General features: G+C 31.0%; 11 protein-coding genes. 7 read left to right on the top strand and 4 right to left on the bottom strand.

The features are described from left to right. Nucleotides 1–10: 10 nt before the first annotated feature. Both ABNT61_RS03700 and ABNT61_RS03695 read right to left on the bottom strand, forming a co-directional pair. Nucleotides 11–2962, bottom strand: a complete 2952-nt coding sequence (locus ABNT61_RS03700; protein WP_348744911.1) for an amidohydrolase family protein — start codon at nt 2960–2962, stop codon at nt 11–13. A gap of 83 nt (nt 2963–3045) precedes the next feature. Next, nucleotides 3046–4086 carry a sialidase family protein gene (locus tag ABNT61_RS03695; RefSeq protein ID WP_348744910.1) on the bottom strand — a complete coding sequence of 347 codons (1041 nt, stop codon included), beginning with the start codon at nt 4084–4086 and terminating at the stop codon, nt 3046–3048. A gap of 50 nt (nt 4087–4136) precedes the next feature. Here ABNT61_RS03695 and ABNT61_RS03690 point away from each other — a divergent pair, with 50 nt between their 5' ends. Together ABNT61_RS03690 and ABNT61_RS03685 are read left to right on the top strand one after the other, a co-directional pair. Then, a complete protein-coding gene (locus ABNT61_RS03690; protein WP_348712162.1) occupies nt 4137–5078 on the top strand; it encodes a patatin-like phospholipase family protein in 942 nt (313 codons plus the stop codon). Further along, on the top strand, nt 5075–5962 hold the full coding sequence (locus tag ABNT61_RS03685; protein ID WP_348744909.1) for a DUF72 domain-containing protein: 888 nt from the start codon (nt 5075–5077) through the stop codon (nt 5960–5962). Before ABNT61_RS03690 ends, ABNT61_RS03685 begins: the two co-directional genes overlap by 4 nt. Here the strand turns inward: ABNT61_RS03685 and ABNT61_RS03680 are convergent. Together ABNT61_RS03680 and ABNT61_RS03675 are read right to left on the bottom strand one after the other, a co-directional pair. After that, nucleotides 5959–6507, bottom strand: a complete 549-nt coding sequence (locus ABNT61_RS03680; protein ID WP_348744908.1) for a hypothetical protein — start codon at nt 6505–6507, stop codon at nt 5959–5961. The genes ABNT61_RS03685 and ABNT61_RS03680 overlap by 4 nt on opposite strands. Before the next feature lie 103 nt (nt 6508–6610). Beyond that, nucleotides 6611–8023: a S41 family peptidase gene (locus ABNT61_RS03675; protein ID WP_348744907.1), complete on the bottom strand. Its 1413-nt coding sequence runs from the start codon at nt 8021–8023 to the stop codon at nt 6611–6613. 211 nt (nt 8024–8234) lie between these two features. Between ABNT61_RS03675 and ABNT61_RS03670 the strand changes: the two genes are divergently transcribed. From ABNT61_RS03670 to ABNT61_RS03650, 5 genes are all read left to right on the top strand, one after another. Further along, nucleotides 8235–8744, top strand: coding sequence for a sigma-70 family RNA polymerase sigma factor (locus ABNT61_RS03670; RefSeq protein WP_348712157.1), 510 nt, complete (start codon nt 8235–8237; stop codon nt 8742–8744). After that, nucleotides 8731–9207, top strand: a complete 477-nt coding sequence (locus ABNT61_RS03665; RefSeq protein WP_348725252.1) for a hypothetical protein — start codon at nt 8731–8733, stop codon at nt 9205–9207. The genes ABNT61_RS03670 and ABNT61_RS03665 overlap by 14 nt, the downstream gene beginning before the upstream one ends. A gap of 43 nt (nt 9208–9250) precedes the next feature. Then, nucleotides 9251–9754, top strand: coding sequence for a DUF4252 domain-containing protein (locus ABNT61_RS03660; RefSeq protein ID WP_348712155.1), 504 nt, complete (start codon nt 9251–9253; stop codon nt 9752–9754). Between the two features lie 83 nt (nt 9755–9837). Continuing rightward, the gene (locus ABNT61_RS03655; RefSeq protein WP_348742005.1) at nt 9838–10413 is read left to right on the top strand and encodes a DUF4252 domain-containing protein; all 576 of its coding nucleotides are present in this window, start codon (nt 9838–9840) and stop codon (nt 10411–10413) included. Nucleotides 10414–10535: 122 nt separating this feature from the next. Beyond that, nucleotides 10536–12977, top strand: coding sequence for a M1 family metallopeptidase (locus ABNT61_RS03650; RefSeq protein WP_348744906.1), 2442 nt, complete (start codon nt 10536–10538; stop codon nt 12975–12977). Nucleotides 12978–13004 lie beyond the last annotated feature (27 nt).

Genomic DNA, 13004 nt, shown 5'->3' with positions numbered 1-13004 from the left:
TTTAATGTTCTTATTCAGTATCACAATGGAATAAAATCTTATGTTTTTTAGATGGTACTTGCGTTGGAGCTCCACCAATCTTTTCTTTCAACATCATTTCAATTAATTTTGCTTTTTCTGCTTTGATATCTTTACGTTTCTGTAAATCTTTTTCAATATCAAAATAAATCGCTCCATCTATAATTGTCTTTTCAGCTTTACTATATACCGATAAAGGATTTTCACTCCATAATACTAAATCCGCATCTTTACCAACTTTTATGCTACCAGTTCTATCATCTAAGTGTAATAATTTAGCAGGATTAATAGTTACGGTTCTCCAAGCTTCTTGCTCAGTTAATCCACCATATTTAACTGTTTTAGCTGCCTCCTGATTTAATCTTCTAGACATTTCAGCATCATCAGAATTAATAGCAACCGTAACACCTTGTCTGTGCATTATAGCAGAGTTATATGGAATCGCATCATTAACCTCATACTTGTATGCCCACCAATCTGCAAAAGTTGATCCTCCAGCACCATGTTCTTTCATTTTATCAGCAACTTTATATCCTTCTAAAATGTGTGTAAACGTATTTACATTAAAGTTGAATTGCTCAGCAACTTTCATTAACATGTTTATTTCTGATTGTACGTAAGAGTGACAAGAAATAAAACGTTCTTTATTTATGATTTCAGCAATTGCTTCTAATTCAATGTCTTTACGATAAGGTTGACCACTTTTCTTTTTAGCATCATATTCTTTTGCTCTTTGGAAATAGTCAATAAAAACTTGCTCAACTCCCATACGAGTTTGTGGGAAACGAATAGTTTGACGATCTCCCCAATTTGATTGCTTAACATTTTCTCCTAACGCAAACTTTATGAATTTCGGAGAATTATTGTAAATCATGTTTGCTGCATTTTCTCCCCATTTTAATTTGATAATAGCAGATCTACCACCAATTGGGTTTGCAGAACCGTGTAAAACTTGAATCGAAGTAACTCCTCCAGCAATATTTCTGTAAATATTAATATCATCTGGATCAACAACGTCTTCTATAGTAACTTCAGCTGTTGAATTATGTCCAGCTTCGTTTACTGCAGAAGTTGCAATATGTGAGTGTTCATCAATTATACCAGCTGTTAAGTATTTCCCTGTTCCATCAATAACTTTAGCCTTTCCAGCAGATAAATTTTTACCGATTTTACTGATTTTTCCATCTTTTACTAAAACATCTGTGTTGGTAAGTACTTCATCATTTTCACTTGTCCAAACAGTTGCATTTTTGATTAAAATTGTTTGCGATATAGGCTTGAATGAGTTTCCTAAACCTACATTCGGGTAGGTAACTGCAACTAATTTAGGAGATTTATTATCTGCTTTTTTCTTAGCGTCTTTTTTACTTTTCGACTTTTTAATCTGTTTTGAAGCATTCCAAGTAACATCATTTCCATAATGATCTGTTCCAGTTCCGCTCATTCCATTTGAATCATTAACAACAGTTCCAGCTAAACGTAAATATTTACCTTGATCATTAATGGCTAATTGAATCCAATCATTTTTAAAAGAGAAAGTAGATTTTAGTTTTTTATCTCCTAATTTAACTTCACCTTTTTGTTTATTTCCTTTACCTGAGATTTCTAAGTTATATGTTTTTCCATTAACGCTTACCATATAAGTTCCAGCTAAGTTCGGGATGCTCATATCGTTTATTACGTTTTTGTTTCCTTGAACCCAGTTTTCGTATATGGTAGTTTTAGAATCAAATAGATCACCAGAAGTGATTAAAAAGTTAGCATAACTTCCAGTATTTAAATTTCCAATTTTATTGTTATTTAAAATTCCAGCAGGTATAGTAGTTAAAGCTTCTAGAGCTTTAGTTTTATCCAACCCATATTGGATCGCTTTTTGAAGATTTTTATTAAACTCCTTAACTGATTTCAATTTGTGTGTTGTTAATGCGAAATTCACTCCGTTTTTAGCAAGCATTGCTGGGTTAGAAGGCTCTTGATTCCATTTACGCATATCACGTAATGAAATTACTTCAGCTAAAAATTTATTGCTAACATCATATGCTTTTCTAAAGTTTATTGGAATAATAAAAGTAGCATTAGTGTTTTTGATATCTTGAATTCTTTCAAATTCATCACCACCACCTAAGATTGTGTATTGAATTCCAAATTCATCTCCAACTTTATCTGCTCTAAGTGCATTTAAGGCATCACCAGCATTAAAAATTTGAGGTAAGTTTTTGTTTTTATTAATTGCCTCTAAAGATAAATCAGAGTTTTTTGAATAACCTTTTGAGTACCAATCTGCATCCAAATAAGCTTGTCTGATTAATGCCATAGCTCCCATACGAGAAGTCGGGTAGGATTGTCCAGATTTTTTACTTTTTGAAAATGATAAATGATTAGATGTTTCTTGATCTAAAACTCGGTAAGCATTAGAAGCATCAGAATTTAAAGCTACTAATATCCCATTACCTTGCATAATTCCGTCTTCTAAATGAGAGTTTACCACTCCAAATCCAGAATTGATGAGTTCTTTTGCTTTTTTAGGATCAAACGAAAAAGAAGATAAAGGATCTGTTTCAGGTCGAATGTGATCGTTCCAATAATAACCTTTTCTATTTGCATCGTATTGCGGACCTCTGTTTCTACCTGATGCTCTTTTTACCGGAGCAATTCCAAAACTTGAATAAATATCAATAAATGAAGGATAGATAAACTTTCCTTTCGCATCGACTATTTTTGCCTCTTTAGGTATGCTCACTTTTTTACCAACATTTAGAACTTTTCCATCTTTAATTAGTAAAGTACCTTTTTTGATTTTTTTAGTAGGGCTTAAAAAAATAGTTGCATTGGTAAAAGCAACAGTAGTGTTTTTTGTGGTTTTCACTCCTGTATTTGTGGGAAAGTATTCTTGCGAAAAACTAACGGATACACAGAAGAGAAATAGTAGTACTATTTTTTTCATTGTAGTTTATGATTAATTGAAATAACGTTTAAAAATATTCAATTAATTCTACAATGATTTTTCCTTTAACATAAAATTAAGAATTACATAAGCTTTAATCTGGCGATTTTCTCATTTCCAGATAGCCATGCAGTAGTGTTGTTTACAAATTGGATAGAATAAAACGATTCTTTAGATAATTCTTTCCACGTATTTCCACCATCATTTGAATATGAAATTCCAGTTTTCCCTACAGTAACTATTTCTTTTCCTTTTCCACCAGGAATAAATTGAACGCAACTTTTGTAATTAGGATTTTCATTATCCGCAATTACGGTCCAAGTTTTACCACCATCGCTAGTTATAGCTTTGTTCTTGCAATTGTCTTCTGGTTTTGAATAATCGCCTCCAATAACAATTCCAGTATTTTCATCATAAAAGTCAATTGAATAGATTCCTTGTGGTCCATTCCCTTGAATTACAGGTGTTGTGTAAATTTCCCAAGATTTACCTTTATCAGTAGATTTTAAAATTCTTGCTTTTTTTCCTCCTGATCCAATCCAAACAGTATTTCCAAGTATTTCAATATTGGTATTACTTGCAGCGAAAAAGGCTTCACCATCTTCAAATTTTGGTAATTCAGAACAAGGAATTTTAGTCCAGCTATTTCCGCCATCGTTAGTAATTATGATGGAAGGACAGTTTTCTGTAGGATCTCCAACTGCTATACCGTCTTTTTCATTTTCAAAAAAATGCATTGAATCGTAAAAAACTTTTTCATGATTTTCGGTATATACAATCTTTTTAGCATCATTAATCTTATATAGAAGCGCAGGATTAGCAATTGATAAAGCAAAAACTCCATCCTTTGTTTTAGCCATGCTTCTAAAATGAGGTTGAATAGAATCTTGATATGGAATGGTTTCAATACTCCAAGTTTTACCCGCGTCTTTGGTATTTCCTAATGTACCATTAGATCCAGCAAAATATACGGTTTCCTCATCAATACCTACAATTGCTCTAATACTTGAATTTTCAATTTTAAATGTCTCTATTTCTACCTTATTAATTACTCTAGGGGTATACTCAGGCTGACATGAAAAGAAAATTAATGTTAATAAAATAATTGTAAGGTAGCGTTTCATTTTTTGTCTATTTTTATGGAACTAAAAATAGACAAAAACATTTCATATTTATGAAGAAAGCACTAGTAATTTCTGGAGGTGGTAGTAAAGGCGCATTCGCAGGTGGTGTTGTTGAGTTTTTAATGAAGGAAAAAAAGAAAAATTATGATCTGTTTTTAGGAACATCAACAGGTAGTTTAATGGTTTCTCATTTGGCAGTTGGAATGGTTGATGAATTAAAAATGCTGTATACCAATGTGAATCAAAGAAGTATTTTTAGTAACAATCCTTTTAGAATAAGAAATGTACATGGAGTTAAAGTTATTTCTATTCGTCATAGAAATACCTTTTGGAACTTTTTAAATGGAAGAAAAACATTTGGTGAGAGTAAGAATTTAAGAAAACTGATACGTGCTAATATCACACCAAAAATGTACGAGATAATTCGTGAACAACATAAAGAAGTTGTTGTAACTGTATCTAATTTAACAGCAAACGAAATTGAGTACAAATCTATTTTAGATTGCTCATATGAAGACTTCTGTGATTGGATATGGGGATCTTGTAATTATGTTCCGTTCATGAGTTTACTGGAAAAAAATTCTTGTCAATATGCTGATGGAGGATTTGGATGTTTAGTGCCAATTAGAGAGGCAATTCAAAGAGGAGCAAAAGAGGTTGACGCGATTATTTTAGAAACCGAAGTAAATCAAATTAATAGAATGCCTGCTAAAAATCCATTCTCATTAATGCTAGATGTTTTTGGTTTCATGTTAGAACATGTGGAAAAACACAATGTAACTATTGGGAAGTTATCTGCAAGATATCAAGATGTTCAACTTAATTTATATTATACACCAACAGTATTAACTACAAATTCTTTGATTTTTGATAAAGCTCAAATGTCTTCGTGGTGGAGGCAAGGATACGAGTATGCAAAAATGAAAGACTTATCAATTATGAATGATTTTAGACCAGATTTAATTGATAAAAAAACGAAAGATGCATCATGAAGTTTGGAAAAGTAGAACAACCAGAGTTAGTAGATTTTTCATTTCCTAAAACACATAAAGATACAGAGAGAGTATTATCTTCATTAGATAAGAATGAAAAATTATCTGTTTTTGTAGGATGTGCAAAATGGAATAAAGCAGATCTGAAAGGTTTTTACCCCAGAGGTACTAAGGATGAATTGATTTATTATTCTAGTCAATTTAATTCTATAGAATTAAACGCTACATTTTATCGTCAATTTCCACCTGAACAGTTTGAGAAATGGAAAAATAAAACTCCAGAAGGATTTAAATTTTTCCCAAAATTAACCCAAGATATTAGCCATTGGAAACGCCTTCAAGGAGTTGCAGATTTGGTGAATTATTATTTAGATGCAGCTACTAGGTTAGAGGAGAAGCTAGGTACTATTTTTTTGCAACTACATGCTAATTTCGGACCTAAGAATTTTGATCGATTACAGAATTTTGTTGAAAGTTGGCCAACTGAAATTCCTTTAACGGTTGAATGTAGACATACAGATTGGTTTACCGATGAGTCTGTAGCATCAGAGTTTTACGAGTTATTAGAGAAAAATGGTGTTTCAAATACTATTGTGGACACAGCTGGCAGAAGAGATATGATGCATATGCGCTTAACAAATAATGAAGCTTTTATTCGTTATGTAGGTGCTAATCATTCTTCAGATTATCGAAGATTGGATGATTGGGTTTTAAGACTCTCGGAATGGGTAGATTTAGGACTTAGAAATATTCATTTTTTTGTACATCAAAATTTAGAAGTAGAATCTCCATTATTGGCTGCTTATTTTATCAATAAATTAAATGCTACTTTAGGAACAGATTTGAAAATTCCTAATGAAGAGCTACAACAAAGTTTATTTTAATTTAAGTTATTAATTTTTTCAATTAAATCTTCCTTTTGCTCATTTAGATTTTCGAAATTTACTTGATTTCTGTAATTGGTTGCTTCATATTGAATGCTACGAACGTATTTGTTACATCCAGAAAAACGTCTGTCAATATTTTTATTTCTATCAATAGTTTTCTGTTTAACGATACCTAAAGCTGTAACTAAATATAGGAAAGCACCGATAAAAACACAGCTCGGAACTACAATTACTATACAAGCAAATACAATACAGAAATTTGTTATTCGATTATCAAAAACCTCACTAGAATCAATTAAGTAAGATTCATTACAGTGATTTGGTCCGTCAACAGGTTTGAAGGTAAAGTCAATAATTTGTTCTAGTATTTTCCAATATAATGGAACTTGACTTCTGTCAGAAAAATAATGGTTATTGTAATATCCTATTCTTGATGAAATTGTATTATCTGCATAACCTCCGGCAAGAACATTTCCTAGTTGATCAATTGAAATAAACAGATTCGAAATATATTTCCATACTAAAGATGTATTGGTAATCATGCGTAGCTAATTTTTTTGGTTTGCTCAAATTTATAAATTTAATTCAATAAAAAAGCTACCTAAAATTAGGTAGCTCGATTGGAATATATTTTTGTACCAATATTTACTTAAACGTAATATACATTGTATTGTAATCTGGGTTTCTCATTTGAGAATTCCAAATTGGTTTCTCTTGATTTCTTCTTCCTAAAATAGGGCTAGGTTTTGATCCAGTTGTAATATATTGAATAGCTCTTGCCAATAATGGTTCTGTTGGATCTCCAAGAACTCCTAAGTTTGAATAATCCTCTGATATTTGAACTTCAGCGGTAAATCCATTCGGTTCATTCTGTCCGTCTTTATTTTGAATTTCTAATACAATAGGTTGCATTGCATAGGTGTGGCGTGAATTAAAGTTAGGTCCATTACGAGTGTAATCATCAGAATCATATAACGTAATTGATGCTACCTGCTTTCCAACAGTTTCCGTTCCTATTAAATTAACATCTATATATGGACGTAAACCATTAATAACAAGTTCAGATGCAGATGCCGTTTGCTCACTAACAATAATATAAACTGTGTTTAAGTTTAAGCTGCTAATAGCTTCATCTAAAGTTGTATTACCGTTATTATCTTTTTTAATAATTCTGTTGGTAAACCTATCAATAAAGCTTTCACTACTGAAGCTTGCCATTACTTTTTCATTCCAAATTTTATTTGCAAAAACTTCACCATTAAATTGTCCAGTAATCATGCTCGATAAATAGATAGCAGAATTTACAGAACCACCACCATTATAACGTAAGTCAAGAACTAAATCCGTTACGCCTCCAGTTTGAAAATCAGCAAAAGCTTGATTTAGTTGGGCATCAAAATCAGAAGCAAACTGGTTATACATTAGGTATCCAATTCTATTGGCTCCTTGGTTGATAATTGTTGCTACTTTAATAGGATTTTCGGTAACTTCAGTTTTAGAAATATCGAAAGTAGTTCCATTTGCAACTGGATTACCACCGTTAAAATCTGCAATTCCTATTGTAAAACTATTTGGAACAAATAAGCTGTTTACATTCCCACTTGTAATTTGTGTTCCGTTTACTTCAGAAATAATCATTCCTCTAGTTACTCCTTTTGTAGCAGCATCAGATCCAGCTACAACGTCTGTAACAACAACATATGTATTCCCTGAATTATCTGCATAAGGAACAGCAGTTAATTTCATTCCACTAGTTAAACGTATTCCTTGAAAAGAATTTTCTAAAGCAATATAATCGCTAGTGATCCAAGAAAATACTCGGTCCGGATCTTTCGGAAATTCATTAGGTAAAGAAAGTAAACTACTGAATAATTCTTCTGGTGTACCAGTTCCAGCTAAATAACTATTTAATTGTTCCCTTGTAGAGAATCTGTTGTCAGATAAATCAGGTACAACACCTTGCCATTTATAATAGGCATTCATTCCACCCCAAACAAAGTCGTTAATTTCTATATCTTGTGGTATGTCTTCTGTTTTAGAACAATTAACTAAAGTCAATGTTAAAACAAGTAAAAAAAGATTTTTAAGGCGGGAAATATTCATCATATACACAGGTTTAATCTTAGTGATAACGCAATTTATGTCAAAGTTAGTATTTTTTTTAACTTTCTTTGTAACAAAATTATTTATGCGTCGTCGTAAGGGTGTAAAATTGATAAATAAGACATAAACAAGATCAATTAATTACAACTAACTCAATTACCAAACAATGAAACAGTCAGACTTTTTAAAAGTTGTATTACCATTTAAAGATAAAGTTTTTCGTTTAGCGAAACGTTTGCTTGTTTCTACGGAAGAAGCAGAAGATGCAACTCAAGAGCTTTACTTTAAATTATGGAGAAATAAAGAGAAGTTGGCTGATTATAAAAACGTAGAAGCGTTTGCGATGACCATGACGAAAAATTATTGTTTTGATAGATTAAAATCTAAACAAGCTGGTAATTTAACTTTAGTTCATAGCAATTATAAAGAGAAGGATACTTCTTTAGAAAAGAAGATAGAATATAAGGATAGTGTAAATAATGTTCATAAGCTCATTGAAAATTTACCAGAACAACAAAAGATTATTATTCAATTAAGAGATATTGAGCAATACGATTTTGATGAAATTTGTGAAATGGTAGATATGAAACCAACAGCAGTGAGAGTAGCATTATCAAGAGCGCGTAAAACAATTAGAGAAGCATTAATTAAACAACATAACTATGGAGTTAGCTAACATAGAAAAGTTAATCGAGAAATACCTAGAAGCTGAAACAACATTACAAGAAGAAACTCAATTAAGAGAGTATTTTACTTCAGGAAATGTAGCGGAACACTTGCAAGATTATGCAATAATGTTCGGGTATTTTAAACAGAATCAAAGCGAGACGTATACAAAAGCCATTAAGTTAAAACCTGAGATCAAAAGAAAAAAGAACTTTAAATGGATGACCGTAGCAGCATCTTTAGCTTTGCTAGTAAGTGCTTACGTAGGTAAAATTCAGTACGATGAATACCAACAGCGAATGTATTTTGCTCAAGTAAAGGAAGCACTTCAAAAAGTTTCATTTCATCTAAATAAAGGAAATGACGCATTATATGCAGTTTCTGATAATTTAAACAAAGGAAATGATGCTGTTAAGCAATTGAAAATCTATGAGAACACTGCAAATACAGTACTCAAAAAAGTAAAAAATTAAAAATTTTAAAAGTAAAACCAAGTATTAAGTAAATAAGTAAATCATGAAAAAAGTAATATTAGTATTAGCATTAGCGTTTATGTCAAACATAACTTTTGCTCAGGGAATGTTCGATTCTTTAGAAGATCTTGATGATGTATCAACAGTTGTAGTAACAAAAGCAGCTTTCGATTTATTAAAGAAGTTTCCAGATGCTAAATCTGAAGACATGAAAGTTTTCAATACAGCTAAAGGGCTAGAAGAATTAAAAGTATTTTCAACAGAAAATTCTTCAATAGCATCAAAAATGGAAGCTATGGCAAATGCTGCCATCAAAAAAGGAAACATGACTCAATTGATGCGTGTGAAAGACAAAGGATCTAGAGTTAAAATTTATATTAAGTCTACAAAAAATAAAGATATTGTAAGTGAAGTTTTAATGTTTGTAAAAAGCAAGGATTCAAAAGATGATAAACCAAGTTCTACAATCATATCTTTAATAGGGGAAATTAATATGAATGAATTAGCAGAGATTGCTAACGATTATGATAAAAAGTCTAAAGAATAATTTAGATTTCTAATAAACAAAAATTAACATAGTCTATTAATTTAGACTATGTTTCTTATTCAAAAAATTAAAAAAAGTATACCATGAAAAAACTATTCACATTTGCTATTATTTGTATTTCTTTAGTATTAACTTCTTGTAAAAAGGAAGAAAGCTTGCAGAGCTATTTAATTAAATCTGAGGAAAACGCAGATTATATGCGATTTGATTTTTCAACAAGTATGCTTGCTCCTTATTTCGAAACTACTTCTGAAGAAGATCAGGAAACTTTTAAAAGTGTAAAAAAGGTAAATATTGCTTTTTTACCAGTAAACAAAGCAACAGAAGATCAATTTGATACCGAAAGAAAAAGATTAAAAGGTATCATGAAGAACACCGATTATAAATCTTTAATCCGTGTGAATGATAAGAGAGGTAAGGCTACTATTTATTATGCAGGAGAGGCTGATGCAATTGATGAAATTGTAGCTATTGTTTATGCAAAAGATTTTGGTTTTGGTGTTACTAGAATTTTAGGTAATAATATGAATCCACAGAAAATAATGAGTATGGTTCAGAAAGTAAACAATAAGGATAGAGAAAAAGGATTAGAGAAAATTAAAGATATGTTCGGAGGTCAATTTGAGACCGAAAAAATTTATGCTGAACCTGTTCAGTAATATCTTTCTACAATATATAAATGATAAACCACAATTTTCAAATTGTGGTTTTTTTGTTTTAACTCGCCATTAACAAGTCCAAATGTTAAAATTCTTATTTTTGGCTAAATATCTAATGGTTTATGAGGAAAGTATTATTGTTTTTATTAGTGTCATTTTGTTTACAAAGTAACGCACAGAATGTTTCGGAATATAGAGGAGAGAAGGATAAAGTGCACAATTTGGTACACACAAAATTAAAAGTCGATTTTAATTTTGATAAACAAACAATGAATGGAGAGGCTTGGATTACTGCAAAGCCTCATTTTTATACAACAGATAGGATTGTTTTAGATGCTAAGGCAATGAAAATCCATAAAGTTGAGATGGATGGAAAGAATTTGAATTACAATTACAATGATTTTGAAATTACGATAAATCTTCCGAAGAGTTATGAAAGAGATGAGCAGTTTACTCTATATATTAAGTATACAGCTCAACCTGAAAATGTAAAACAAAAAGGAAGTAAAGCAATAACATCTGCAAAAGGATTATACTTTATTAATCCTAAAGGAATTGATAATACTAAGCCTACTCAGATTTGGACACAAGGAGAAACGGAGGCGAGTAGTTGTTGGTTTCCCACAATTGATTCACCAAATCAAAAAACATCACAGGAAATTTATATTACTGTTCCTAAGAAGTATGTTACTTTATCTAATGGTAAGTTAGAGAATCAGAAAAATAACCCTGACGGAACAAGAACTGATTATTGGAACTTTACTCAAAAGCATGCGCCATATCTGTTCTTTATGGGAATAGGGGAGTATGAAATAGTTAAAGATTCGTATAAAAATATTCCTGTAGATTATTATGTAGAGAAGAAATACGCTCCTTATGCTAAAGAAATTTTTGGAGGAACACCAGAAATGTTAGAGTTCTTCTCTAAAATCACAGGTGTAGAATATCCTTGGAATAAGTATGCTCAAATTGTGGGTAGAGATTATGTAAGTGGAGCAATGGAAAATACAACCGCCGTAATTCATGGAGAACAAGCTTATCAAACTCCTGGAGAACTAATTGATGGTAATTCTCATGAAAATACTATAGCTCATGAAGCTTTTCATCACTGGTTTGGAGATCTTGTAACTACAGAAAGTTGGAGTAACCTAGCTTTAAATGAAAGCTTTGCGAACTACAGCGAATATCTTTGGCAAGAATATAAATATGGGAAAGACTATGCTGATGCTCATATGTTTAAAGATGTTGAAGCATATAAAAATGGACAAAATTTTGATAAACATTTAGTTCGTTTTTATTACGATGACAAGGAAGATATGTTCGACGCTGTAAGTTATAATAAAGGAGGTGCAATTCTACATATGTTACGTTCTTATTTAGGAGATAAGGCGTTTTACGAAGGATTGAATAAATACTTAACGGATTATAAATACAAAGCTGCAGAAGTTCATCAATTGCGTTTAGTGTTTGAAGAAATTACGGGAAAAGATTTGAACTGGTTTTTTAATCAATGGTTTTTTGGAAATGGTCATCCTACTTTAGAAATATCTTACGATTATAACGAGTTAAGAAAAACAGTAACTGTAAATGTATTTCAAACACAAACACAACAGTTTCAATTTCCACTAACAATTGACGTTTTTGAAGGAAGTAAAGCAACAAGACACAAAGTTTTTGTGAATAGAAAAGAAGCGTCATTTACTTTGCCATATACAAGACAACCAGATTTCGTTCAAATAAATGCTGATGGTGTACTGCTTTGCAATGTGAATGAAAATAAAGTTTTAAGTGACTATATTTTTCAATTGGGAAATGCTAAAAGCTATATGCATAAAAGAGAAGCCTTGTTAGAAGTTTCTAAGAAACAAGATGATAATAAAGCTTTTAGAGCTATGTCGAACGCCTTAAATGATTCTTTCTATTTAATCCGAAAATTAGCCTTAGAAAACATTAATTTGATCAATAAAAACTCTAAAAGACAGGTTATTGAAAAGATTAAAGTTATGGCTAATAATGATCCTAAAACTTTAGTTCAAGCTGCAGCTGTTGAAACCTTAGGTAAACTTACAGAACCAGAATTGAAACCTATTTTCGAAAAGAGTTTAGAAAGCAAATCATATGCAGTTATAGGTAAAGCTTTAGTTGCCTTATATTATGTGGACAAAGAATTAGCGGTTCAAAAATCAAAGGCTCTACCAGATGAAGTTAAAAAGATTATTGCTACACCTTTAACCCGAATTTATCTAGAGGAAAATGATGAGGAAGAATTAACCTTTATTGCCGGAAATGTAATATCAGGAATGTATTTAAGTCAAGATAAAAATACGCAACGTTTATATAAAAAAGCGTACGATAAAATCACAAAAGGAAATAACTCTGAAGCCATTCAAAATCTTGTAAATGATATTGTAATTAAAGGAAAACAGTACAAACAATATGGGTTTAATAATGTTGGAATTGAACTAATGCGTCAAATGGTAAAAACTCAGAAATCTGCTAATAAAGCCAACGAAACAAAAAACATTGCAATTATTCAAGATGCAATGTCTAGATTATTGAAATAAATAAATTACAATTAGTAATTTTGGTAT

Source organism: Tenacibaculum sp. 190524A05c (genome assembly GCF_964036595.1).
Classification (GTDB): Bacteria; Bacteroidota; Bacteroidia; order Flavobacteriales; family Flavobacteriaceae; genus Polaribacter; species Polaribacter platacis.
Note: the sequence above shows the minus strand (reverse complement) of the source record. Positions and strands in the feature narration are given on the sequence as shown.